The 24,325-nt window shown below is 65.2% G+C and carries 26 protein-coding genes and 1 riboswitch; of the genes, 6 read left to right on the plus strand and 20 right to left on the minus strand.

Translation table 11 applies throughout. From position 1 onward, the window contains the following. The 5 genes from gcvH to ACSQ23_RS19885 form a co-directional block, all read right to left on the minus strand. The gene (gene gcvH / locus ACSQ23_RS19865) at positions 1 to 354 is read right to left on the minus strand and encodes a glycine cleavage system protein GcvH (RefSeq protein ID WP_436091626.1); all 354 of its coding nucleotides are present in this window, start codon (positions 352 to 354) and stop codon (positions 1 to 3) included. After that, positions 351 to 1,520, minus strand: a complete 1,170-nt coding sequence (gcvT, locus tag ACSQ23_RS19870; protein WP_436091627.1) for a glycine cleavage system aminomethyltransferase GcvT — start codon at positions 1,518 to 1,520, stop codon at positions 351 to 353. The genes gcvH and gcvT overlap by 4 nt, the downstream gene beginning before the upstream one ends. Positions 1,521 to 1,668: 148 nt before the next feature. Continuing rightward, positions 1,669 to 1,757, minus strand: a riboswitch (glycine riboswitch). Positions 1,758 to 1,912: 155 nt separating this feature from the next. Beyond that, positions 1,913 to 2,503 (minus strand): hypothetical protein, encoded by a 591-nt coding sequence (locus ACSQ23_RS19875; protein WP_055885003.1) that lies wholly within the window; start codon positions 2,501 to 2,503, stop codon positions 1,913 to 1,915. Positions 2,504 to 2,514: 11 nt separating this feature from the next. Next, on the minus strand, positions 2,515 to 3,012 hold the full coding sequence (locus tag ACSQ23_RS19880) for a peroxiredoxin family protein (protein ID WP_055885000.1): 498 nt from the start codon (positions 3,010 to 3,012) through the stop codon (positions 2,515 to 2,517). A gap of 60 nt (positions 3,013 to 3,072) precedes the next feature. Further along, positions 3,073 to 3,864, minus strand: a complete 792-nt coding sequence (locus ACSQ23_RS19885) for a protein-disulfide reductase DsbD domain-containing protein (RefSeq protein ID WP_436091628.1) — start codon at positions 3,862 to 3,864, stop codon at positions 3,073 to 3,075. 157 nt (positions 3,865 to 4,021) lie between these two features. Here ACSQ23_RS19885 and ACSQ23_RS19890 point away from each other — a divergent pair, with 157 nt between their 5' ends. Beyond that, a complete protein-coding gene (locus ACSQ23_RS19890; RefSeq protein WP_055884994.1) occupies positions 4,022 to 4,600 on the plus strand; it encodes a YqgE/AlgH family protein in 579 nt (192 codons plus the stop codon). Further along, on the plus strand, positions 4,593 to 5,465 hold the full coding sequence (locus ACSQ23_RS19895; protein WP_436091629.1) for a hypothetical protein: 873 nt from the start codon (positions 4,593 to 4,595) through the stop codon (positions 5,463 to 5,465). The genes ACSQ23_RS19890 and ACSQ23_RS19895 overlap by 8 nt, the downstream gene beginning before the upstream one ends. A gap of 24 nt (positions 5,466 to 5,489) precedes the next feature. On the opposite strand, the gene ACSQ23_RS19900 is transcribed toward ACSQ23_RS19895, so the two are convergent. The 13 genes from ACSQ23_RS19900 to coxB form a co-directional block, all read right to left on the minus strand. Beyond that, a complete protein-coding gene (locus tag ACSQ23_RS19900; protein WP_055884989.1) occupies positions 5,490 to 8,372 on the minus strand; it encodes an EAL domain-containing protein in 2,883 nt (960 codons plus the stop codon). 74 nt (positions 8,373 to 8,446) lie between these two features. After that, positions 8,447 to 9,049 (minus strand): GNAT family N-acetyltransferase, encoded by a 603-nt coding sequence (locus ACSQ23_RS19905; protein WP_055884987.1) that lies wholly within the window; start codon positions 9,047 to 9,049, stop codon positions 8,447 to 8,449. An 18-nt stretch (positions 9,050 to 9,067) separates the two neighbouring features. Further along, a complete protein-coding gene (locus tag ACSQ23_RS19910; protein WP_156384556.1) occupies positions 9,068 to 10,330 on the minus strand; it encodes a M16 family metallopeptidase in 1,263 nt (420 codons plus the stop codon). Further along, positions 10,331 to 11,731, minus strand: coding sequence for a threonine synthase (gene thrC, locus ACSQ23_RS19915; RefSeq protein WP_436091630.1), 1,401 nt, complete (start codon positions 11,729 to 11,731; stop codon positions 10,331 to 10,333). A gap of 98 nt (positions 11,732 to 11,829) precedes the next feature. Then, positions 11,830 to 12,615, minus strand: a complete 786-nt coding sequence (locus ACSQ23_RS19920; protein WP_436091631.1) for an SURF1 family protein — start codon at positions 12,613 to 12,615, stop codon at positions 11,830 to 11,832. After that, positions 12,608 to 12,985: a DUF983 domain-containing protein gene (locus tag ACSQ23_RS19925; RefSeq protein WP_436091632.1), complete on the minus strand. Its 378-nt coding sequence runs from the start codon at positions 12,983 to 12,985 to the stop codon at positions 12,608 to 12,610. Before ACSQ23_RS19925 ends, ACSQ23_RS19920 begins: the two co-directional genes overlap by 8 nt. Before the next feature lie 2 nt (positions 12,986 to 12,987). Beyond that, positions 12,988 to 13,605 (minus strand): pyridoxamine 5'-phosphate oxidase family protein, encoded by a 618-nt coding sequence (locus ACSQ23_RS19930; RefSeq protein WP_055996989.1) that lies wholly within the window; start codon positions 13,603 to 13,605, stop codon positions 12,988 to 12,990. A gap of 169 nt (positions 13,606 to 13,774) precedes the next feature. Next, positions 13,775 to 14,614: a cytochrome c oxidase subunit 3 gene (locus ACSQ23_RS19935; protein WP_055884970.1), complete on the minus strand. Its 840-nt coding sequence runs from the start codon at positions 14,612 to 14,614 to the stop codon at positions 13,775 to 13,777. 2 nt (positions 14,615 to 14,616) lie between these two features. Beyond that, entirely contained in the window at positions 14,617 to 15,180 is a 564-nt protein-coding gene (locus tag ACSQ23_RS19940; protein ID WP_436091633.1) for a cytochrome c oxidase assembly protein, read from the minus strand. Next, complete coding sequence (locus ACSQ23_RS19945; RefSeq protein WP_197421386.1) at positions 15,180 to 15,338, minus strand: hypothetical protein; 159 nt, start codon at positions 15,336 to 15,338, stop codon at positions 15,180 to 15,182. The genes ACSQ23_RS19940 and ACSQ23_RS19945 overlap by 1 nt, the downstream gene beginning before the upstream one ends. After that, on the minus strand, positions 15,338 to 16,267 hold the full coding sequence (locus ACSQ23_RS19950) for a heme o synthase (protein WP_436091634.1): 930 nt from the start codon (positions 16,265 to 16,267) through the stop codon (positions 15,338 to 15,340). The genes ACSQ23_RS19945 and ACSQ23_RS19950 overlap by 1 nt, the downstream gene beginning before the upstream one ends. A 53-nt stretch (positions 16,268 to 16,320) precedes the next feature. Further along, positions 16,321 to 18,015, minus strand: a complete 1,695-nt coding sequence (ctaD, locus tag ACSQ23_RS19955) for a cytochrome c oxidase subunit I (RefSeq protein ID WP_055884964.1) — start codon at positions 18,013 to 18,015, stop codon at positions 16,321 to 16,323. Positions 18,016 to 18,075: 60 nt separating this feature from the next. Continuing rightward, complete coding sequence (gene coxB, locus ACSQ23_RS19960; RefSeq protein WP_055884962.1) at positions 18,076 to 18,984, minus strand: cytochrome c oxidase subunit II; 909 nt, start codon at positions 18,982 to 18,984, stop codon at positions 18,076 to 18,078. A 392-nt stretch (positions 18,985 to 19,376) separates the two neighbouring features. On the opposite strand from coxB, the gene ACSQ23_RS19965 reads away from it, so the two are divergent. Both ACSQ23_RS19965 and ACSQ23_RS19970 read left to right on the plus strand, forming a co-directional pair. After that, the gene (locus ACSQ23_RS19965; RefSeq protein ID WP_055884960.1) at positions 19,377 to 19,856 is read left to right on the plus strand and encodes an invasion associated locus B family protein; all 480 of its coding nucleotides are present in this window, start codon (positions 19,377 to 19,379) and stop codon (positions 19,854 to 19,856) included. A 12-nt stretch (positions 19,857 to 19,868) separates the two neighbouring features. Beyond that, a complete protein-coding gene (locus tag ACSQ23_RS19970) occupies positions 19,869 to 20,567 on the plus strand; it encodes a gamma-glutamylcyclotransferase (RefSeq protein WP_082528422.1) in 699 nt (232 codons plus the stop codon). A 342-nt stretch (positions 20,568 to 20,909) separates the two neighbouring features. Here ACSQ23_RS19970 and ACSQ23_RS19975 read toward each other — a convergent pair whose 3' ends face one another. After that, entirely contained in the window at positions 20,910 to 21,182 is a 273-nt protein-coding gene (locus tag ACSQ23_RS19975) for a hypothetical protein (RefSeq protein ID WP_055884955.1), read from the minus strand. A gap of 199 nt (positions 21,183 to 21,381) precedes the next feature. Here ACSQ23_RS19975 and ACSQ23_RS19980 point away from each other — a divergent pair, with 199 nt between their 5' ends. Beyond that, a complete protein-coding gene (locus ACSQ23_RS19980; RefSeq protein ID WP_055884953.1) occupies positions 21,382 to 22,269 on the plus strand; it encodes a LysR family transcriptional regulator in 888 nt (295 codons plus the stop codon). 225 nt (positions 22,270 to 22,494) lie between these two features. On the opposite strand, the gene ACSQ23_RS19985 is transcribed toward ACSQ23_RS19980, so the two are convergent. Beyond that, positions 22,495 to 23,103 carry a MarR family winged helix-turn-helix transcriptional regulator gene (locus ACSQ23_RS19985; RefSeq protein ID WP_055884950.1) on the minus strand — a complete coding sequence of 203 codons (609 nt, stop codon included), beginning with the start codon at positions 23,101 to 23,103 and terminating at the stop codon, positions 22,495 to 22,497. Positions 23,104 to 23,264: 161 nt separating this feature from the next. Between ACSQ23_RS19985 and ACSQ23_RS19990 the strand changes: the two genes are divergently transcribed. Beyond that, positions 23,265 to 24,320, plus strand: coding sequence for an ATP-binding cassette domain-containing protein (locus tag ACSQ23_RS19990; RefSeq protein ID WP_197421385.1), 1,056 nt, complete (start codon positions 23,265 to 23,267; stop codon positions 24,318 to 24,320). Positions 24,321 to 24,325: the final 5 nt, after the last annotated feature.

The following is a 24,325-nucleotide window of genomic DNA, read 5'->3' on the forward strand; positions in this document are numbered from 1 at the left end:
TCAGGCGGTCAACTGGGCGTAGGCGTCGGCATCCATCAGGCCATCGAGCTCGGACGGGTTGTCGAGCCCCAGCTTGAAGATCCAGCCGTCGGTTTCGGGCGACGAGTTGATGAGCCCCGGTTCCCCCGAGAGCGCGTCATTGACGGCGGTGACGGTGCCGGAGACCGGCGAGTAGATCTCGGATGCCGCCTTCACCGACTCGACCACCGCAGCCTCGTCGCCGGCCTTGAGCTTCTGGCCGACCTTGGGCAGCTCGACATAGACGATGTCGCCCAGTTGCTCCTGCGCATAGGGGGTGATGCCCACGGTGCCGTCGGCAGTGATGTACTCGTGGTCCTTGGTGAACTTGGTCATTTGCTGGCCTTCCGGACATAGCGATGGGGGACGAATGGTGTGGCGACGGCTTCCGCCGCCTGGGTCTTGCCGCGCACCAGCACCTGCAACCTGGTGCCCGGCGCGGCGTGATCGGGCGGCACGAAGCCGATGGCGATGGCGCGGCTGAGAGTGGGAGCAAAGCCGCCCGAAGTGACGACGCCGATCTCGGCGCCGTACTGATCGAGAATCGCTGCGCCCTCGCGGGCTGGCGCACCTTCGACGGTCAGGCCGATGCGGACGCGCTCGAGCACCCCACCGAGTTCGGCGAGAATGCGCTGCGCGCCGGGGAAATCGGCGGCCTCGCGGCGGCGCTTGGAGATGGCGAAGTTGAGCCCGGCCTCGACCGGCGAGATGGTCTCGTCGAGGTCGTGACCATAGAGCGGCAACCCGGCCTCGAGGCGCAGGCTGTCGCGGGCGCCGAGGCCAATCGGCTTCACCCGATTGTCGGCGAGCAGCGTGTCCCAGAAGGCGGCGGCGTGTTCGGGATCGACGAGGATCTCGAAGCCGTCCTCGCCGGTATAGCCGGAGCGCGAGATCACCAGCTTGGTGTCGCGCCAGTCGAACGAGGCGTAGTGCATGAAGCCGAGTTCGGCGGCGGCGGGCACAATGGCATCGATCACCGCGGCGGCTTCCGGCCCCTGCAGCGCCAGCAGCGCGCAGTGGTCGGAGCGGTTGAGCGTCGCCTGCCCCAGTGCGGCGGTGGCGATGCGCTGGAAATCTTCTTCCTTGGTGCCGGCGTTGACGACGATGTAAAGCGCCCCGCCCCAGCCCGCAGCGGCCGGGCGGGCAATCATCAGGTCGTCATAGGTGCCGCCCACTTCATTGAGCAGCAGCGTGTAGCGGATCTGTCCGGGCTTCAGCCCTTTGATGTCACCGCAGATCAGCGGCTCCACCACTTCAGCGACTGCCGCGTGATCCGCCTCGCTATCGCCCGACTTGTTGTCGAGGACGAGGAAGCTCGGGCCCATATGCGAGACATCGAACAGGCCGGCATGCTCGCGGGTCCATTTGTGCTCCGCGATGATGCCGGCGGGATACTGCACGGGCAGTGAGTAGCCGGAGAACGGCACCATGCGGCCGCCGAGCGCCACATGCTTGTCGTTGAGGACTACGGTCTTGAGGTCGTCTGCCGGTTGATCGGCCATTGGGACACCAGGGGCTTGTTGCACAACAACGCGCGAGCGAACGCCCTCGCGTCGGTGCCCCCTCTGTCCGCTAACCTGAGAGATTTCCTGACCGCCTATGGGCCAGTTGCTCCTTCGGTGAGGCGAGATCGCCTGCTTTCCAGAGTTCAGTACGACAGCGGTCCGGGTGCCTGAGAGTTTCCGGGGCGGTTGCTCCTTCGGCGCCGGCTCGAAACCGGACTCTCCCGCTGTTGGGGTTATGCTAAGCCGGGTTTGCACGACGAAGTCAATCGCGGAGTGCCACGGGCCACAGGGCCGACGACCATCGTTGCGGCGCGTGCCTCACCGCCAGAAACGAAGATCCCCGCTTTCGCGGGGATGACATCGAGTTTGGGCTCGTCGGAAGCGGGTGGCTACTTGCCGTCGAAGCCGACCCAGATGACGATCTGCTCGCCGCCGGTATAGGGGATGGCGACGTTCTCGACCACCTTCACGAACTCTTCCGACTGGTTCGGCGGGGTGATGGTGACCGGAATCTCGTAGCGCTCGGAGAACAGGGGCACCTCGTCGCGTTCGACCGCGAAGCGCACCGGCACGTTGACGTTGGTCTGGTTGCCGGCGGGGCCGAGCAGCAGGCGACCGACAATGCCCATCTTCACGGTGATCAGGCCATTGGACACCACGCAGTTGCGCGACTGCTTCTCGATGACGGCCTGGTAGTTCAGCGAACGCGCGTCGCCGACCTTGCCCTTGCCGTAGTAGAACAGCGCCTCACCACCATTGCGCACCTTGATCGGCGGACATTCGGTGGCAATGGCGGGCAGCGCGTTGGTGCTGGCGGTCGCCAGTTCCTGCTGCGTCGGGTTGGCGGTGGCCATCGGCGAGGGGCCGCTCGCGGCGGGCGCGAACATGTTGCCCATCGAGCAGGCCGAAAGAGCGAGCGCCAGGGCGCCCATCGAAACCAGTTTTGCGCCGCGCGTCGCCGCCAACTCAACAAACCCCATGCGACTGCTCCTTACGCACTAACTCGCGACGCTTCGAGCGCCAGCAGAACCGCCGGCGCGCCGCTGACGGTCACTCCTGCCACATCCTGCACAAAGAGGTCCTTAACGATGCCGTCTTCGATGATCATGGCGAAACGCGCGAAGCGCTTGCCCATGCCAGCGATCTGCTTGGACAGCCCCAGCGCATCGGCGAGGTTGCCGTCGCCGTCGGCGATGAACTCGACTTTGCCGATCGCTTCGGAGCGCTCGGCCCAGGCCTTGGTGACGTGGTGATCATTGACGGCGCCGCAGACGACCCGGTCGACGCCGAACGCCCTGAACTTGCCGACATTGGCGACAAAGCCCGGCAGATGCGAGGTGTCGCAGGTCGGGGTGAAAGCGCCCGGAACGGCGAAGAACACCACCCGGCCGGTGCCCAGAACCGCATCGGACGTGGTGTCGACGGTGTCGCCATTACCCACGAGTTTGACCGGGACGGACGGAATCCTGTCCCCGCGCTGGATGGTCATCTGCGTGAAAGCTCCCATGATCGAACGTACACCCTCTGCCCAGGCGCGACGGACCTTAGATCAGTCGCCCGCCGCAGTCGACCCGGCGGACGAAATCCGCCGTTCCACCGAGAACGGACCCATTTCGGTCATGAATGTGAGCCGGACGGGCATGCCCTCCACGCCGCGGCTACTTTCTCCCCCGAGCAGTGGCAGGAGCACTAGTTTTCCATCCGGGCTTTTTTGCGGCGCACCAAAGAGTTGCCCGGCTTCGCCGGTGTCGGCGATCAGCGATTGTGGATCGACCTTGCCGTCGTCGAGCCGCACCGCCAATGCGTCAGCGGCCTGATCAAAACCGACCCAGGAGATGGGGTCGCGCGGGTCGTCCCAGGGCATCGGCGTCAAAGCCAGCGCCTGGGCGATGCGAAGGCCCTGCGCCCGGTCCGGGGCGGCGAAGGCCAGTGGCAGCTGGAAGCTGGCGGTCACCGGCACGCAGATATCGGAGCAGACGCCCATGATCACCCCAAGCTTGATGTCGGCGGCGTTGCCGTCGAGCCTCAGCTCGACCGGCAGCACGGTGGGGCCGCGATAGACGAAATCGACATAGCCGGTCTTGGTTTCGATCAACGGGAACGGCCACAGCACCTGGTGGCCGTTGACACCCGTCGAGGCAGCAAAATCGAACTCGGTGGGAATGCCGGTCTCGCCGGGAACGCGCCAATAGGTGTTGGTGGCCTCGGGCATGTCGATCTCGAGCGCCACCATGGTGGTGCCGTCAGGCTTCAGGACGTCGGACGAGATCAGCCGGACTTTGGCGCCGGGCGCCACTTCCTGCCACGGCGTTTCGGCCGCGACGGCAGGGGTGAAAAGCATGGGGATAAGCAGAAGTGCCGGGATGCGCATGGGTTTCCGGATAGCCGAGCGCACCCCAAATAGAAAGGCGGATCAGGTCTTCGTGAAGCTAGGCAGAGCGCCCGGGCTGAGTCTAAACTAGCCCGATCCGGCTCCGCCGGTACCAGGAGTGTGGGATATGGAGTCGCTCAGGGGCCAGTTTCTCGTCGCCATGCCGGACATGGGCGACGACCGCTTCCGCGAGACCGTGATCTATCTGGTCGGCCACGGCGACGAAGGCGCCATGGGGCTGGTGATCAACCAGAGCCTCGAGGACATGAAGTTTGCCGATATCCTTGAAGAGCTGCAGCTGGGCGAGAAGGACGAGCTGATCCAGCTGCCGGACGCAGTGCGCAATCGCAAGGTGCTGCGCGGCGGCCCGGTGCAGAAGAGCCGCGGCTTCGTGCTGCACTCGTCGGACTATTTCCGCGTCGGCAACTCCTACGAGGTCACCGAAGACATCTGCCTCACCGCGACGCTCGACATCCTCAAGGCGATGGCGTTCAAGAATTCACCGAGCGACGCGCTGTTCGCGCTGGGTTATTGCGGCTGGAGCCCGGGGCAGCTCGAGACCGAGATCCAGGGCAATGGCTGGCTGACCGTGCCGTTCTCGCGCGAGCTGCTGTTCGGGCTGCCGATCGAGAACCGCTACGACGCGGCGCTCGCCAGCCTCGGGATCACGCGCGCGTCGCTGAGTGCGACGGCGGGGCATGGGTGAAGCCCTCGTCGATATCGCCATCGAGCCGCGCCATTCGAGCGACCGTGATCGGCTGAGCAAGGCGCTTGCGCGAGTAGCGGACGATGATCCGGACTGCCGCGTGAGGATCGATGTTGAGAGTGGCCAGGTCGTAGTTTCGGGCCAGGATGAGCACCACCTCGTAGGACTGATCGAACGCCTGAAGGCGGCTGGCGTCGAAATGAACGTGGGCACTCCGCAAGTGGCGTATCGCGAAACGATCACGCGCAGGGTTGAGCGCGACTATTTCCACAGGAAGCAGTCGCACGGCGGCAGCGAGTTCGCCCGCATCCTGTTCCGCATCGAACCAGGCAACGGCCCGCAGTTCATCGCAGCGGTCGCCGAAGGCAACCTGCCGGCGGCATATATCCTCGGCGTGCAGACGGGCGTGGCATCGGTCATGGGGTCTGGCCCGGTGATCGGGTTTCCGCTTGTCGGCGTCAGGTTCACGTTGCTGGATGGCGGCTATCACGACGTCGACTCCTCGGTCCTCGCGTTCGAGATCGCCGGTCGCGCCGGGTTCCGCGAGGCCATCGAGCGGGCTGGCCCGAGAGTTCTCGAGCCGATCATGTGGCTCGAGGCGTTGGTGCCACAAGCCGTCGTTGGTGACGTGATCGGCGACCTCAACTCGCGACGGGGAGGGATAGAGCGGACCGAGGCCCAAGGTAGCGACTGCCTGGTCGTGGCTGTCGTTCCGCTCGCTACGATGTTCGGATATGCCAGTTCGCTGCGCGCCATCGGCAGCGGCGCCGGCCGGTACAGCATGCGGTTCAGCCACTATGCCGAAGTGCCAATCGGCGTCGACCCTGACGACCGCTTCAGGCCGGCCATGGCGATGCGGGCTTGACGGGCCGCCCTCACGACCCCCGACTTACTTCCCGCTGAACTGGCTCTGCAGACGCTTGCCGAGTTCCTGGCCGCTCATCGCGGCGCCGAAGGCGTAGCCCTGGGCGTATTGGCAGTTGAGCTGCTGCAGGCGCTCGATTTCCTCGATGGTCTCGACGCCCTCGGCGATGACGCTGAGATCGAGCTCGGTGGCGAGCGTGATGATGGCGCGGATGATTGGCACCTGGGTGTGGCTCATGCCGGTGTCATCCCCCAGCTGCACGAAGGCGGCCGGGATCTTGATGGTGTCGAACGGGAAGCGGTGCAGATAGCTCAGTGAGCTATGCCCGGTGCCGAAATCGTCGAGCGCCAGGCGAAGGCCGAGGGCCCGCAGCGCGTTCAGCACATAGGCCGAGTGCTCGGGGTTGCTCATCACCTGGCTCTCGGTGATCTCGAGCTTCAGGTGCCGAGCGATCTGCCGGTGGTCGGAGACCAGCGCGCGCATGTCGTTGAGCAATGACTCGGTGGCGAGCTGCGCCGGCGAGAGGTTGACCGAAACGAAGAAATCCTCGGGTAGCGGCAGCGAGGCGGCCCATTCACGGGCCTGGCCGGCGGCCTGTTCGAAGGCGACGCGGCCGAGGCGCTCGATCAGCCCGGTGCGCTCGGCCAGCGGCACGAACTCCTCGGGCGCCACCACGCCGCGCTGAGGGTGGTTCCAGCGCATCAGCGCCTCGCAACCGGCGATGGTGCCCGAATGGATGTCCATGATCGGCTGGAACTGCACCGCCAGCTCGCCGTGGCGGAGGCCGCGATCGAGATCTTCTTCGCCGGCCTTCGAATAGGCGGCGATGGAGCGGGCCGAGGCGCGGAAGGCTTCGATGCGGTCGCCGCCCAGGCGCTTGGCGTAATACATGGCAAGCTCGGCATCGCGCAGCACGTCGGGCGCGGCGACCGGGTTGCCGTCATAGATGGTGACGCCGATCGAGGCAGTGAGACTCAGGTCGCGCTCGCCGAAGTTGAACGGCGATTTCAGCGCCTTGCGGATCTGCTCGGCGGTTTCGGCGATCTTGCCGGCGGCCTGCTCGGACGCAAGGATGACGCCGAACTGGTCGCCGCCGAGGCGGGCGACGGTATCGAGCGGCCGCATGACGCGGGCGACGCGACGGGAAATCGCCAAGAGCACGGAATCGGCGGCGGAGTGCCCTACCCGCTCCTCGAGCTCGGTGAAGCGGTCGATATCGATAAGGAACACAGCCGGCTTGGTGCCGTTGGGCAGGCGGGCGCGCACCAAAGCGCGCTCCAGCCGGTCGAGGAACAGCTGCTTGTTGGGCAGGCCCGTGAGGCTGTCATGCACGGCGTCGTGCAGCAGGCGCTCGCGGCTGGCGCGGTCCTCGTTGACGTCCTGCAGGGTGCCGACGATGCGGTTGACCTGGCCGTCGCCGCCCAGCACCGGCTTCACCCGCATGCGGAAGGTGCGGAAGCTGCCGTCATGGGCAGTGAGGCGGACATCGGCCGAAACCTTGCCGCGGCGCAGTTCGACCAGGGTGTCGAAGGCGGTGCGGAAGCGATCCCGATCTTCGGGGTGGACGCGGTCGAGCCAGCGCTTGATCGAGCCGCGCAGCGCACCGCGGCGCTCGCCGAGACGGGTGCCGAGCTCATCGGAGACGGCGACGCGGTCGCGCTCGATGTTCCAGTCATAGACGAAATCGCCCGAGCCGGTGAGCGCCAGGGCGCGGCGCTCGACTTCGGAGAGGGTGCCGATCGACACCTGCCCTTCCGAGAAGGCGTGCTGCACCGAGGTGAAGCCCAACAGCATGACGATGAGCACGAGGCCGCCGGCGACGGCGGGCTGCGCCACGTCGTTCGAGACCTGGCCGGTGACCACCAGCCAGGCGTAGAACAGCCAGGCGATATAGATGATCCAGGTCGGCACCAGCAGCACGGCGCGGTCGTAACCGCGCAACGCCAGGAGCAGGATCAGGAAGAAGCCGGTGATACCGAGCAGCGCCAGCACCAGCCGCGCCACCGTCGCGGCGATCGAGGGCTGGAAGAAGGCGAAGCCGAACAAGGCGAGGAACACCACGACCAGCGCCAGCGCCAGATGGATGAAGCGCAGGTGCCAGCGATGGAGGTTCAGGTAGATGAACAGGAAGCCGAACAAGGTCGTGGCGATGCCGGCCTCGGCGGCGGCGCGGAACGGCTGCATCGCGCCATTGGAAATCCCGAGCAATGGCCCGAGCACGCCGAAATCGACCAGCAGGTAGGTCAGCACGGCCCAGGAGAAGGCTGCGGTGGCCGGGAAGATACCGCGCCCCTTCACCACGAACATGATGGTGAGGAACACCGCGGCAAGCGCCGCAACGCCGAGCACCACGCCGCGGAACAGGGTGAACGAGTTCACGTAGTCGCGGTAGGCGTCGGGCTTCCAGAGGTAGAGTTCGGGCAGCGCGCCGCTCGACAGTTCCGCGACGAACGTGACAGTGGCGCCGGGATCGATCACCACTTCGAACACGTCGGCTTCGCGGTCGGTGAGGCGTGTGGGGCGGAGACCGGCGCTCGGGGTCAGCACCTTGATGCGCTCGGCGCCGAGATCGGGCCGGAACACCCCGGAGCCCGGCAGGCGGAAATAAGGCGCAACCAGCAGGCGTTCGAGCTGCACGTCGGAATCGTTGCGCAGCGCAAACAGCGCCCAGTTGGGGTTGGAGCCGCCGACCGAGGCCAGCACCTCGATGCGGCGGATGATGCCATCTTCACCGGCGGCGGTGGACAGCTGCACCTTGCCGGCGTCGCCGGGAACGATATCGACCACGCCGGTGAGGTTCACGGCGTTGACGTTCTCGGGGGCGGTGATGACGTCGAAGGCGGCAGCGGGAAGGGTCCCGACCAGCGCAAACGCAATACACATCGCGAGGTAGAGGATGTGACGCATTAGCTGAAAAATGGCCCTGCCGCAGTCATGGTTGGGGAACCTAGGTAACGGGGTTTCCCCCTTGGGACAAGCATTCACCGGCGGCCGTGCCTAACGGCTGCGTCGTAGCGCTCTCGGGTAAGGCCGAACAGCACGTGGTCTGCCCACCTGCCGTCGATCTGGAGGTAGTGTTCGGCGTAGCCCTCTTCGGTGAATCCGTTTTTTTCAAGGACGCGGCGGCTGGCCTGGTTGTCGGGCAGGAAAGCCGCGTGAATCCTGTGCAAACCCAGGGTTTCGAAGCAGTAGGGGATCACGAGGCTCACCGCCTCGGTCATGTAGCCCTTGCCGGCGAAGCTGTGCCCCATCCAGTAGCCGAGGTTGACGAACTGCGCGGCACGGCGCCGCACGTTGGAGAGGGTGATGCCGCCCACCAGCTCCTCGTCGCTGCGCGTGAAGATGAAGAAGGCGTAGTCGGTGCCCGCCTTGGCCTCCTCACGGCCGCGCCTCAGGCGCGCGGCATAGACCCGTTGGCCGAGGTCCGAGTCGGTCCAGCGCGGCTCGTAGGGCCGAAGGAAATCGCGGCTGGCGCGGCGCAGGTCGCGCCAGGCGGTGTAGTCGGTCGGGCGCGGCGCGCGCAGGATCACGCGCTGGCCCGTCAGCACCGGGGTATCGTCGCGCGCAAACCAGGTGAGCATCATGATGACGCCGCCAAGCCCTCAGTTCTTCAGCTGTGCCGCGATGTCGCGATAGTCGGGGAGCTTGGCGACCGGGCCGATACCCGCCAGCGACACCTTGCCAGCTTCGAAGATCTGCCGGGCAATCTGCTTCACCCGATCGGCAGTGATGCGGTTGATGCGATCGACCGTCTCCTGCAGCGGAATCGTGCGGCCCCACAGGATCTGCTGGCGCGCCAGCTGTCCGGCGCGTGATGACGGGCTCTCGAGCGACATCAAGAGGCCAGCGCGGATCTGGTTGCGGACCCGGATCACCTCTTCGTCAGAGATGGTCTCGGTGGCCTTGCGCAGCTCGTCGAGGACGACCGGCAGCAACTCGGCCACCTCGTCCTCGCCGGTAGAGGCGGCAACGCCGAAGATGCCGCTATCGGCAAAGGCCCAGTGGAAGGCATAGACCGAGTAGCAGAGGCCGCGCTTCTCGCGCACTTCCTGGAACAGCCGCGAGCTCATGCCGCCGCCGAGGATCGAAGCGAGGATCTGCACGGCATAAAAGCCGTCCGAATTGTAGGCGCGCCCTTCCATGCCGAGCACGATGTGGGCCTGCTCGTGGTCAGAAACCAGCCGCTGCTCGCCGCCGACATAGGCCGCCTTGTCCGGCGGCGGGGCGCCGGTGGGCTTCAGGTCGTGGAAACGGTTATTGGCGATATCAACCAACGCGTCGTGATCGACGTTGCCGGCGGCGCACAGCACCATGTGGTCGCCCACATAGTTGCGCTCCATATAGGCGCGGATGGAATCGGGCCCGAAGCTGTTCACCGACTCGACGGTACCGAGGATGGTGCGGCCGATCGCCTGATCGGGAAAGGCGGCCTGCTGGAACAGGTCGAACACATGATCGTCGGGATTGTCGCGCGCCGCGCCGATCTCCTGGACGATCACCTGCTGCTCACGATCGAGTTCATGCTGCTCGAACTGCGAGTTCTGCAGAATGTCGGAGAGGATGTCGGCGGAGAGCGCGACATCTTCCTTCAGCACGCGGGCAAAGTAGCCGGTGTGCTCGACCGAGGTCGCGGCATTGAGATCGCCGCCGACATTCTCGATGGTGGAGGCGATCTCCAGCGCATCGCGGGTCTTGGTGCCCTTGAACGCCATGTGCTCGAGCATGTGCGAGATGCCATGCTCGGCTTCGGTTTCGCTGCGTGACCCGGCCTTGACCCAGATGCCAAGGGACGCGCTTTCGAGGTGCGGCATGTCGTCGGTGAGAACGGTCATGCCGTTGTGAAGCGTCGTACTCCGAACCGTCACTTATGCTCCTCCGGCACGGGTGCGTGCCGCAATGAACTGCTCAACCTCGGACTGATCGTTGTTCAGTACCGTGTAGCGTTCTTCTCGTTCATAAAGATCAGACAACCACGCCGGCAAAGCGGGTTCAATGCCCGCCGCAGCCTTGACCGCGGCCGGGAACTTCGCCGGGTGCGCGGTGGCAAGGGTGACCACCGGGGCGGTGCCGCCCACGAGGGTGCGGGCAACGGCGACGCCGACAGCGGAGTGGGGGTCGAGCAGGTAGCCCGAGCCGGTCTCAACCGCCTTGATGGTGGCCGCTGTGGCGGCCTCATCGGTGCGCCCGGCGACGAACTGCCGGCGGATGGCCGCCATGCCCGTGTCGGGAATGGAGAAGCCGCCAGATTGCTTCAGGCCGCTCATCATCGACTTGACCGCATCAGCGTCGCGATCGACGGCCTCGAACAGCAGCCGCTCGAAGTTCGAGCTGACCTGGATGTCCATCGACGGGCTGATGGTAGGGGTGACGCCGGTGACCTCGTAGCGCCCGGTCTCGATGGCGCGGGCGAGAATGTCGTTGGAGTTGGTCGCGATGGCCAGCGTCCTGATCGGCAGCCCCATGCGCGCCGCGCAGTAGCCGGCGAAGATGTCGCCGAAATTGCCGGTGGGGACGGTGAAGATCACTTCCCGCTCAGGTGCGCCGAGCGAGGCGGCGGCGGTGAAGTAGTAGACGATCTGCGCGACGATGCGGCCCCAGTTGATCGAGTTGACGCCGCTCAGGTGCGTCGTCTCGCGGAAGCCGCGATTGTTGAACAGGCCCTTCACGATGTCCTGGCAGTCATCGAACGTGCCGCGCAGTGCGATGTTGTAGACGTTGGCGTCGAGCACCGTGGTCATCTGCCGGCGCTGCACCTCGGAAGTGCGGCCCTCGGGATGGAGGATGAAGATGTCGGTGGCCTCGCGGCCACGGAAGGCTTCGATGGCGGCCGAACCGGTATCGCCGGAGGTCGCGCCGACAATGGTGGCGCGGCTGCCGCGGCGGGCGAGGATGTGATCCATCACCCGCCCAAGGAACTGCATGGCGACGTCCTTGAACGCCAGCGTGGGGCCGTGGAACAGCTCGAGCACGAAGTGGCCGGGCTCGAGCTCAACCAATGGGGCGACCGAGGGGTGCCGGAAGGTGGCGTAGGCCCCGTCGATGATCTGCTTCAGCTCGGCATCAGGGATTTCGCCATCGACGAAGCGCCGGATGATGTCGAAGGCGACCTCGGCATAGGGCCGATTGGCGTAGGCCGCGATCTCGCTGGGGGTGATCTGCGGCCAGTGCTCTGGGACATAAAGGCCGCCGTCACTTGCGAGACCCGCGAGGACTGCATCGGAGAAGCCGGGCACGACCGCCCCGCCGCGCGTAGAAACGAACTGCATGTAGGGAAAGCGCCCCGCCTTGTTCTCACACGTGCCTGCTGCGCACGCGGTTTGGGATTGCGCCGCACCCTAGTGAAACTGCGGCTGCGCCGCAAGTTTCATGGCTTGGGTGGCAGCTTGGCTGGCCTGGGCGCCCGCTGGCGGCGGGCCCAGAAGAACAGCAGGAACGGCACCAGCGTCGCGAAACCGAACCAGGTGATGGCGTAGCCGAGGTGGTTGTTGGGGAAGCTGACGACGGTCTCGCCGCCTTGCGGCAGGGTGCCATCGCCCAGTGCCGGCAGATCGATGTAAATCGGCGCAACCGGCTGCGAAACCGGGCCGGCGAGCGATGCCAGCCGCTCGGTGTTGCGGACCCATTCGATGCGCTTGGCGGTATCGGGCGCCGGGGTGAAGCTGTTGATCTCTTCGCTGGCGCGAGCGACACCCTCGAGGCTGACCAGACCCGGCGCGGCGGCCCCCCCGGCGGCGAAGGCCTCGGCGGACTCCTCAGGGACGAAGCCACGGTTGATGAACACGGTGCCGCCGGCTGCGAGTTCAAGCGGCGTCATGACCCAGTAGCCGGGACCGGAGTATTTGCCGCGCTGGTCGGCGAGGCTGGTGAAGACCAGCACTGTCTGCTCGGGCCGGAAGGTGCCGGCGGCGGTAACAGGGCGGTAGTTCCAGGCGTCAGCATCGAAGGCGCCCCATTCGCCGACCGGCGGCAACGGTTCAGGCGCAAGGGTCATGCGCGAGGCGACATTGGCGATCAGGCGCTCCTTCTCGCCGAGCCGCTCGACCTGCCAGATACCGAGCGTCACGAAGAGACCCATCAGCACCAGCATGAAGCCGATAAAGGCCCAGAACGACCAGCGCGCAGGCCGGCCGGGACGAATGTCGTCAGCCATCGAGGCGGCCTTCCCCGGCGCGGTTATGGTACTGCAGCGCCACCATCGTCGCCTTCAGCGGGCGGAGCAGCAGCAGCGACAGGATGATGGTGCTGGGCAGCCAGAGCAGCAGGTGGACGAACGGCGGCGGATGGAACAACCCCTCGACCGTCGCAGCGGCGCCGACGATGACGAAGCCGACGATCAGGATGATGAACACCGCCGGCCCTTCGGTGGCGGCGGCAAAGCTCAGGTCCTCGCCGCAGCTTTCGCAGCGCGACACCGGCTTCAGGAAGCCGGAGAACAAAGGCCCTTCCCCACAGCGCGGACAACGGCAGGCGAGGCCGGTGGCGAAAGGAGACGGCAGACGTTCGGGGGTCGGCTCGGTCATGGTCAGTACAGTGTAACCTTGAGGCGCTCGGGCAGCGCGCGATCATAGGCCTCGCCGTCGATGCGGGCCTCGCTGGTCGCGGCGAGCATCTGGCCGGGGCTCGGCAGGGCAGAGCGCTCGACCTGCCGTTCCGGATTCCACAGCTCGGAGCGCACCAGGGCGCGCGAGCACTGGAAGAACACCGTGTCGATGTGGATGACGAGGACGCTGCGCGGCTCTTTGCCGGCGATGGCCAGGCGCTGCATCAGTTCGGGGGCGACCGAGATCTCGGCGGTGCCGTTGACGCGCAGCGTCTCGCCGACGCCGGGGACGAGGAACAGCAGCGCGACACGTGGATCGGCGATCACGTTGCGGAGGCTATCGACGCGGTTATTGCCGCGCCGGTCGGCGAGCAACAGGGTCTTGTCATCGAAAATCTCGACGAAGCCGGGCGGGTCGCCGCGCGGCGAGGCGTCGAGGCCGCCTGGGCCTGAGGTCGCGAGGATGGCAAAGGGCGACGCCTTGATCAGCGCGGCATAATGCGGGTGGAGATACGGCATCTCCTTGAGTGAGGCGCCGAGGCTGACTTCGCCATAGAGCGCCTCGAGGCTCGCGACATCGCGGATGATGTGATCAGTCATCTCTATCCCCGGAACAACAAAGGGCGCAGCTGTGCCGCGCCCCTCGGGAAGTTTGTTGGTCGCTCTCGCCCTTGGAGCCGAATTGCGTTTCGTTGAACCGCACTCCAGCGCCAACTCTTTGCCTGGCGCGAGATCGAACCGGAAAAGTCTGCAACTTTTCCTGATCTCGCTAATGGCTCAGGGTGACGCCCCAGCTGCCCCAGACGTAGATCGAGGCAAAGAGGAACAGCCAGACCACGTCAACGAAGTGCCAGTACCAGGCGGCGAACTCGAAGCCGAGGTGATGCTCGGGCGTGAACGAGTCGCGCATGGCGCGGATCAGGCAGACGATCAGGAAGATCGTACCGATCAGCACGTGGAAGCCGTGGAAACCGGTCGCCATGAAGAAGGTGGCGCCATACAGGTTGCCGCTGAACTGGAAGCCGGCCTCGGAGTATTCGAGGGCCTGCACGCAGGTGAACAGCACGCCCAGCGCAATGGTGATGGCGAGGCCCCAGACGAGGCCGCGCTTGTCGCGGTGCAGCAGCGCATGGTGGGCCCAGGTGACGGCGGTGCCCGAGGTTAACAGGATCAGCGTGTTGAACAGCGGCAGGTGCCAGGGGCTGAACAGCTCGACGCCGGTGGGCGGCCAGGTCGGCCCCATGGCGGCGATGCGCGCATACTGCTCGTGTGCTTCCTGGTTGAAGAAGCCGTCGAAATAGGCCCAGAACCAGGCGACGAAGAACATCACTTCGGAGGCGATGAACAGGATCATGCCATAGCGGTGATGCATCATCACCACCGGGGTATGGTCACCGGCCTTGCCTTCCTTGATGACGTCGCTCCACCACGAATACATGGTGTAGAGCACGCCGACGAAGCCTGCGATCAGGATCCAGAACGAGGTGATTTCGTGGAACCACAGCACGGCGCCGACGGCCATGACAAAGGCCGAGACCGAGCCGACGAAGGGCCAGGGGCTGGGGTTTACCAGGTGATAGTCGTGGTTGGGCTTGGCGTGCGCAGCCATGGTCAGGTTCCCTCGCTCTTAACGGCGTAGAATGTATAGGACAGGGTGATGTCCCGGATGGTGTCGAGATCGCGGTTCTCGGCGATATCGGGGTCAACGAAGAAGACGATCGGCATCTCGACGGTCTCGCCGGGCTGCAGCGTCTGCTCGGTAAAGCAGAAGCACTCGATCTTGTTGAAGTACATGCCGGTCTGCTCGGGCGTGACGTTGAAGATCGCCTGGCCGGTGACGGGCTTATCGGACGAGTTGTGGGCCTTGAAGACCACGGTCTCGACGTTGCCGATCTTGTCAGTGACCGGTTTGGCGGCAACCACAGTCCACGGCAGCGCGCCCTCGACGTTGGAATCAAAGCGCACGGTCATCTCGCGGGCGATGGCGCCCTTGAGGTTGCCGGCAGAGACCTGTGTGGTGCCGCCGAAGCCGGTGACCTGGCAGAACAGGGCGTAAAGCGGGACGGCCGCGTAAGCAGCGCCGACCATGGCAGCGACCAGCACCAGCAGCGTGATCGCGACGCGACGGTTGCGAGGCGAATTGGGCGGCGATTGCGGCAGGGACGCGTCGGTCATCAGAGCGGCCGATCGAGCACGGCTGGCCCCATCTTCACGATGGTCAGGACGTAGACAATGATGACGAAGGCAGCGAGCGCCAGGCCCAGGGCCACGGAGCGACGGCGGCGACGGGCGGCGGCCTCGGCCTCTTCGTCGCGCTTTACGGGTTCGACCATCAGAGCCATCCCAGCATGTTGGCTACGTGGTCGGTGATCAGCGCCAGGAAGATCACGGCTAGATAGCTCAGTGAATAGGTGAACAGCGTCCGGCCGGCCTTCTTCATTGCCACCGTTTCGGTGGTGCGGAAGAGCGCCCAGGCGAACCACAGGAAGCCGGTGCCGGTGGCGACCGCGGCGACGGTATAGATCGGGCCCATAAAGCCGATCCAGCTCGGGACCAGCGTCGAGGCGACCAGCAGCACCGAATAGACGAGGATCTGGACCTTGGTGGCCTTCTCGCCGGCAACGTTGGGAAGCATGGGAATACCGGCAGCGCCATAGTCGGACTGCTTGTAGAGCGCCAGCGCCCAGAAATGCGGCGGGGTCCAGAGGAAGATGATGAGGAACAGCACGACGGATTCGATGCTGATCGTGCCGGTGACGGCGGCCCAGCCGACCATGGGCGGGAAGGCGCCGGCAGCGCCGCCGATGACGATGTTCTGCGGCGTCGAGCGCTTCAGCCACATCGTGTAGATCACGGCGTAAAAGAAGATGGTGAAGGCGAGGAGGCCCGCAGCCAGCCAGTTGGTGGCGAGGCCGAGCAGCGCCACCGAAAACACCGAGAGCACCAGGCCAAAGGCCAGCGCGTGATCGCGCTCCATGCGGCCGGCCGGGATCGGCCGGTTGGCAGTGCGGCTCATCACCGCGTCGATATCGGCGTCGTACCACATGTTCAGGGCGCCCGAGCCCCCTGCCCCGATGGCGATGCAGAGGATGGCGACGGCGCCGATAAAGGGATTGATGCCGCCCGGTGCGAGCAGCAGGCCCACGAGAGCCGTGAACACCACAAGCGACATGACCCGCGGCTTCAGCAGCGCGAGATAGTCCTCGACCCGCGCCTCATGGGTGCGGGCCGATATCTCATTGCTGTGGTGCACGTAGGCCAATGTCTCTCGCCTTGGTTGCCGCGGGACCCGAAGGCCCCGCGCACAGTCTCTGGTCAGTGCTTCGTGTCGGCGCCGATACGCGGCAGCGTCTCGAACTGGTGGAACGGCGGCGGGCTGGGCAGCGTCCACTCGAGCGTGGTCGCACCATCACCCCACGGATTGGCCGGGGCCGGACGCTTCTTACGGGCAGCCTCGAACAGGATGTAGAGGAACAGCACCAGACCGGCGAAGGTGATGTAGTAGCCGATCGAGGAGACGCGGTTCCACAGCGCGAAGGCATCCGGATAGTCGATGTAACGACGCGGCATGCCGGCGAGACCGAGGAAATGCTGCGGGAAGAAGATCACGTTCACGCCGACGAAGGTGATCCAGAAATGGATGTTGGCCAGCGTCTCGTTGTACATGATGCCGAACATCTTCGGGTACCAGTAGTACCAGGCGGCGAAGATGGCGAACACCGCACCCAGCGACAGCACGTAGTGGAAGTGCGCCACCACATAATAGGTGTCGTGCAGCGCACGGTCGGCGCCCGCGTTGGCGAGGATCACGCCCGTCACACCGCCGACGGTGAACAGGAAGATGAAGCCGATGGCCCACAGCATGGGCGTGCGGAAGGTGATCGAACCGCCCCACATGGTGGCGATCCAACTGAAGATCTTCACCCCGGTAGGCACCGCGATGACCATGGTGGCGGCCACGAAGTAGCGCTGCACGTCGAGCGACATGCCGACGGTATACATGTGGTGCGCCCACACGATGAAGCCGACGCCGCCGATGGCGATCATGGCGTAGACCATCGCGAGGTAGCCGAAGACCGGCTTGCGCGAGAAGGTCGAGACGATGTGGCTGACGATGCCGAAGCCCGGCAGGATCAGGATGTACACTTCGGGGTGCCCGAAGAACCAGAACAGGTGCTGGAACAGGATCGGGTCGCCGCCGCCTTCAGGTGCAAAGAAGGTGGTGCCGAAGTTGCGGTCGGTCAGCAGCATGGTAATCGCGCCGGCGAGCACCGGGAGCGACAGCAGCAGCAGGAACGCGGTGACCAGCACCGACCACGGGAACAGCGGCATGCGGTGCAGGGTCATGCCCGGCGCGCGCATGTTGAAGATCGTGGTGATGAAGTTGACGGCGCCAAGGATGGACGACGCACCGGCGATGTGGAGCGACAGGATGGCAAAGTCCATCGCTGGCCCCGGTTGTCCGGATGTCGATAATGGCGGGTAGATGGTCCAGCCGCCGCCGACGCCATGCGCGCCTGCCGGTCCTTCGAAGAACAGCGACAGGATGAGCAGCAGGAAGGCCGGCGGGAGCAGCCAGAACGAGATGTTGTTCATGCGCGGGAAGGCCATGTCCGGCGCGCCGATCATCAGCGGCACGAACCAGTTGCCGAACCCGCCGATCATCGCCGGCATCACCATGAAGAAGATCATGATGAGCGCGTGCGCGGTGGTGAACACGTTGAACATGTGCTTGCCTGCATCGAGCGCGGCATCGCCCTCGGCGCCATAGACCATGGCCGCGAGGCCGTGGAAGATCTGGATGCCCGGCTCCTGCAGCTCAAGGCGCATGGCACCGGACAGAAGGCCACCGATCACCCCCGCGCAGATCGCGAAGATCAGGTACATCGTGCCGATGTCCTTGTGATTGGTGGAGTAGACGTAGCGTCGCCAGCCGGTCGGATGACCATGATCATGCGCCGCGGCGTGGCCGTGGCCGTCATGGGCTTCCAAAGCGTGAGTATCGGCCATAGTGAGCGATCCCTTTATCGAATTCTCGCTGCGCCGGGTCGAGGACCCGCGCACGGGTCCTTAGCTGAGTGCAGGCAGGGTGGCGTTGGCGTCGTCGACGGTACCCGCCTCGAACGCTGCCATCCAGGCTGCGAATTCTTCCTTCGTCACGACGCGCACGGCGATCGGCATGAAGGCATGGTCCTTGCCGCAGAGCTCGGAGCACTGACCGTAGTAGATGCCGGTCTTGCGGGCGTTGAACCAGGTCTCGTTGAGCTTGCCGGGGACCGCGTCGATCTTGATGCCGAACGAGGGCACCGCAAAGGCATGGATCACGCCCGACGGATCGGCAGTAATCTGCATGCGCACGGTGGTGTCGACCGGAACGACCAACTGGTAGTCGACAGCCAGCAGACGGGGCTGCACCGGAACCTGGGCGAGACGCGCTTCTTCAGAGAGGATCGAGGAGGACATCGACTTGCCCTGATCGACATACTCATAGTCCCAATACCACTGCTGGCCGGTCGCCTTGACCGTCAGCTCGGCTGCAGGAACCTCGACATCGCCGAACGAGAAGATGTTGGAGCCCAGATACTTGCGCTGCCCGTCGGGGACGGTGAGCTGATCGGTCAGCACCGCAAACGAGGGGATCGCGATGATCACCAGGATCAGGATCGGGACGACCGTCCAGACGATCTCGACCAGCGTATTGTGGGTCGTCGTCGACGGCTTGGGGTTGGCCTTGGCGTTGAAGCGCACGATCACCACGATCAGCAGCACCAGCACCAGCAGGGCGATCAGCACGGCGGTCCACAGCAGCGGGCCATCATGGAAGGCGTGGATGGAATCCATGATCGGGGTCACGGAGGGCTGCAGCCCGATCTGACCCGGCACCGGATGGCCTTGCTCCTGCGCAGTCGCCACCATGGGCAGCGATGCGAGGGCTACGGCTCCCAGCGAGCCAATCGAACTCAGTAGTTTGCCGGTCACCTAAAAACCCCCTTGAGATCCCGTCTGGTCCGGTATTCTAGCGCGGGTTGAGGTGGGCAAATGCGGCATAGCGAAACGCCGCCCCGACTCAACCTCGGAGCGCTTGAAACTTGGAACGTGTCTAAACCACATCGGCAGACCCAAGGCAATTCATGCCTCTCGTCGCACCGTGCGTCAAAACGCACCGCCGGGCAAATCGGCGCGCTCAACCGCGCACGCCTCACGCTTGCCTTGATTGGCAGGCGTTTATCCGCCGCCTCCCGCTGGCCGGCTTGTTGACAGCCGTGCGGGGCTAAACGACTAAGTTACAAAGCCCGCGGGAACGTGGGATTCGTTATGTCACATATAGAGAGAGTGGATCGGTGCAGCCAATCCTCGGGCTTGTTGTTCGGATGTTCGCGGCGCTGGCGATTGCCGCGGGGCTGATGTCCCCTGCCCTGGCGCAGGGCGTGGTCAAGGCGCAGTACGGCGACTGGCAGATGAGCTGCGATACACCGCCGGGCGCCAGCTTCGAGCAGTGCGCGCTGATCCAGAATGTCTCGGCCGAGGACCAGCCCAATGTCGGGCTGTCGGTGATCGTGTTGAAGACGGCCGACAAGCAGGCGCGGCTGCTGCGCGTGCTGGCGCCGCTCGGCGTGCTGCTGCCCAACGGGCTGGGGCTCAATATCGATGGCGCCAATATCGGCCGCGTGGCGTTCGTGCGCTGCCTGCCCAACGGGTGCGTGGCCGAGGTGGTGCTCGACGACGAGCTGATCACCAAGCTGACCACCGGCAAGAGCGCCATCTTCTTCGTGTTCAAGACGCCCGAGGAAGGCATCGGCATCCCGGTATCGCTCAACGGCTTCGGCGACGGGTTCGCACAGCTCCCGTAAGGACAGCGCCCAATGCCCCGGCCCGCTCGGCAGATGCGCCTGACTGAGGCTCACGTGGCCCGGATGGCGCTGCTGATGACGCCGGATGGGCCGTTGCCGCCGGCCGAAACCGCGACCGACGAAGACTTCCGCCAGTTCACCCAGGATATCCTCGCCGGCAGCGACGGTTCGGACCAGATCTGGGTTTTCGCCTATGGCTCCTTGATCTGGAAGCCGGCCTGCGACTTCGTCGAGATCCGCACCGGCCTGCTGCGCGGCTGGCATCGCGCCTTCTGCCTGGGCTGGAACACCTGGTTCCGTGGCTCGGAGGCCAATCCCGGGCTGATGCTGGCGCTCGACCGCGGCGGCTCGTGCAAGGGGGCGCTGTACCGCTTGCCGCCGGGCGCCGTCGAAGAGAACATCGAAAAGCTCTGCCGACGCGAAATGGGCCGCAAACCCTCGCCATTCCCGCCACGCTGGGTGACGGTGATGACCGAACAGGGTCCGGTGCGAGCCTTCACCTTCTGCATCGATCGCAACAGCGGGCGCTATGTCTCGGGGCTGAGCGAGGCGCAGATCGCCGATGTGCTGGCCAAGGCCGTCGGCTCACGCGGTTCGATGGTCGAGTATTTGTTCAACACGGTGAGCCATCTCGAACAGCTCGGCATCCACGACCCGCATTTGTGGCGGCTGCAGGAGCTGGTGGCGGAGCGGCTGGACGCTTCGCGTTAGAAAAGCGCGATAGCACCTCATACTGGGTGTCATCCCAGCGAAAGCTGGGACCCATGTCGCAGCCCGAGCCAGCGGTGAGTTGGTTCCCAGCTTTCGCTGGGATGACATCGCGGATGTGGAATTGCTGGTGCACCACCAACAAAAAAGCCGGACCGGCTCTTCGTGAGAAGAACTTGGGCCCGGCAGTTCATCAGGAAACAGAGCCGGCGGGTGAGCCGGCCCGAAGATGGCACAACTGGGGTTGAGCCATGGGTGAGGCTAGGCCTGAGGAGCGCACTGCTGAACCAGGAAGGGCTGCAACCCTTCCTGGACGCGCTCAGATGGTCTTCCCTAGCGGAAGCCTCAGGGGTTAAGCCAATGGCGGGAGCTTTCGGCGCGCTTCTGCTGCAGCTTGTAGCCAGGGCGCTGGCTGGGGCTGTCGAGGGCTTCGAACAGATCCTGGCGATTGATGCCGAGATCCTCGAGGCGGGCAGTGTCATAGTCGAGAAGCGACTCGAAGGCGACGCGGCGAGCTCGTGCAGCCCGGACTTTGGCGAACCAGTTCACCAGAGCGCGCAACGGGTTGGACGACGCGGCAGCCATCGACGGCCGCTCGCTCGAAAGCAAGTGGACCATGGTCCTTCTCCAATTTCATCTTTGCCTGGGCAGGGAGTGCCGGGGCGGGACAAGCGATCGTGGAGCGCCAGGTGGCGACCTCGGGATCACCACTGGCGATCGCGGGATCACCGATGACGCCTGATATGAGCGCTTGCCATGTATTCGTCCAACAAATAGATTTCATCCCGATCATCAAATTTCGTGATGGAGAAGCGGGATGAGCACTCCCCTCGATCTCGACCAGCTGCAGAGCTTCTGCGCCATCGCCGATTGCGGCAGTTTCACCGAGGCGGCGCGCCGGGTGAATAAGACCCAGTCGGCGGTGTCGATGCAGATCAAGCGGCTGGAGGAGCGGCTCGGCCAGGCGCTGCTCAGCCGCGACGGCCGCACGGTGGCGCTGACCGAGTATGGCGATGCGCTCTATGCGCGGGCGCGGCGCATGCTCAGGATCAATGCCGAGATCATGGACGTGTTCTCCGATGGCGACCTCAAGGGCTCGATCCGCTTCGGCGTGCCCGACGACTATGCAGTGCGCCTGCTGCCGGTGATCCTCTCCAGCTTCCAGCGCACCCACCCCAAGATCGTGGTCGATGTGCGCTGCCAGCCGTCGGAAGAGCTGCTCGACGGGATGAAGAAGGGGCGCTACGACCTGATCGTCTTCACCCAGGGCACCAACCACGAATATGGCGAGATGTTCCGCACCGAGCGGATGTTCTGGGTGGCCTCGCATGGTGGGCAGGCGCTTGCCACCGAGCCGCTGCCGATCGCGGGCGGCCTGCATTGCTGCTGGAAGGAGAACGCGGTCGAGGTGCTGAACCGCATCGGCCGCGACTATCGCATCGCCTATACCTCGTCGAACGCCATGGCGATCGCCAGCGCGGTGCTGACCGATCTCGCGGTCGGCTTCCTGCCCGAGAGCGCCTTGCAGCCAGGGATGCGAGTGATCGCCGAGGACAAGGACCTGCCACGGCTGCGCGATGCCGAGATCGCCATCATGCGTGCCAGCCACGCCTATGGCGGCATTTATGATGCCCTGGCCAGCCACATCGTCGCCAGCATGGGCAACCTCGACGGCAAGGACAGCCTGCCGATGGCGGCGGAGTAGCGACCGCAGAAGAACTCGGTACCCTCCAGTCCCCCCTAGGCGGGGGAGAAAAGCGGGGTGATGGGAGGCACCGTACGCGCCCCACCTCGGATGTCATCCCAGCGAAAGCTGGGACCCAACTCACCGCCAGCGCCAGCCGATAGATGGGTCCCAGCTTTCGCTGGGATGACAGCTGGTGTTGGAGGAAGGTTCGTGCCCTCCAGCACCCCTCGCTTGGTGCCTCCGCTACTTCTCCTTGTCGAGCAGCCCACTCAATTCCGCCTGCAACCTGCCCCGGTTAGCCTCCACCGCCCGCTCGAACGCCCGCGCCTGGATCAGGCGGGCGGCGGGAGTGGTGGCGCGCGGGTCGAGATGCTCGCGCAGCGCTGCCGCCAGCTCGGTTTGCAGGAATGTGCCGATCTCCAGAAACTGCATGATGGCGGCCAGCTGATCGGGCGAGAAACGGGCCAGCATCATCGGCCCGGTCTTTTCGTAGTGGCCGAAGATGCGGTGGGTGATGGCCTTCATGTCCTCGGTCAGCTCGATCCAGATCTTGCGCCGGTCAAGCGTATCGCGGGTGCGCAGCACATAGCCGGCGGCCTCCAGCCGATCGATCACCGCGGTCACCGCGCCGGTGGTCAGGCCGCTGTCATTGGCCAGTTGGCCGGCGCTCACCCTGCCCCGCCGATCGATCAGATCGAGACAGCGGCCATCGGTGCGATTGATGCCGAGGAACTGCGTCAGCGTCTCGTCGAACAGGTCGGTCGCGGCCTGATTGGCACGGGTGGCCTCCTTGAAGTGCAGGCCAAAGCCTTCAGCTGCAGTTTCTCTTGACTCGTTGATATCTTGATCCATAAGATAATTATACGATGAGATATCGGGGAAAGCAAGATTCCCGGATGTCGCATGCGGTCGTCCGGCACCGAGCAACCGAAATCAAGCTGGCCGACCGCCAAACCAGCATGAAGGCCACGCAACCCAAGACTACGCAACAATGACGGCCGGAGGGCCGGCATATGAAACCGCAATCGCATCCATTCCAGCCGATCCGGCGCGTGCCGGCCGAGCTGATCGCCGTGCCGAACAACGACAACGAGGCGCAAGTGACCAACACCATCATCGAGGCCAAGGGTCTCAAGCGAAGTTTCAAGGCGCGCGGCGCCAAGGGCAAGACGATCGACGCGGTGCGCGGCATCGACCTGAGCGTGCGCGAGGGCGAGATCGTCGGCTTCCTCGGCCCCAACGGCGCCGGCAAGACCACGACGCTGAAGATGCTCTGTACCCTGCTCGCGCCAACCGATGGCTCGGCGATTGTGGTGGGCGCCGACCTTCGGCGCGACCCGGTCGAGGTACGACGGCGCATCGGTTATGTCAGCCAGGCGGGCTCCACCTCGCCCGAGGCCAAGGTCGGCGAGGAGATCGTCAGCCACGCGCGGCTCTACGGCATCGATAAGCAGGTGGCGATCCAGCGCGGCAAGGAGCTGCTCGCGGCGCTCGATCTCGCCGAGATCTGGGACCGCACCTGCGGCTCGCTGTCGGGCGGGCAGCGGCGACGGCTTGATATCGTGATGGGGCTGATCCACCAGCCACGGCTGGTATTCCTCGATGAGCCTTCGACCGGGCTCGACCCGCAGAGCCGGGCGAACCTGTGGAACCACATCCGCAAGCTCCGCGACGAGCTGGGGACCACGGTGTTCCTCACCACCCATTACATGGATGAGGCCGACTCGCTTTCGGACCGCATCCTGATCATCGACCACGGCACCATCGTCGCCGAGGGTACGCCGGCTGAGCTGAAGAAGCGGGTGTCGGGTGACACGATCACGCTGACGCTGAGGACCGAAACCGATGCTGCGAACGCGGCGGGGATCGCAGCGCGGCTCAACGGGGCGGATGCGCCGGTGACCGAGGCGAACGTGGTGCGCTTCCACGTCCCCGATGGCGCGACAGCGCTGCCGGTGCTGCTCGGCGACCTCACCAAGGCGGGGATCGACGCGATCGGCGTCGATGTGAACCGCCCAACCCTTGACGACGTGTTCCTGACGCTGACCGGCCGGTCGCTCAGGGATTGAGGAGA

It is taken from the genome of Devosia sp. LjRoot16 (assembly GCF_964252795.1).
Lineage (GTDB): Bacteria > Pseudomonadota > Alphaproteobacteria > Rhizobiales > Devosiaceae > Devosia_A.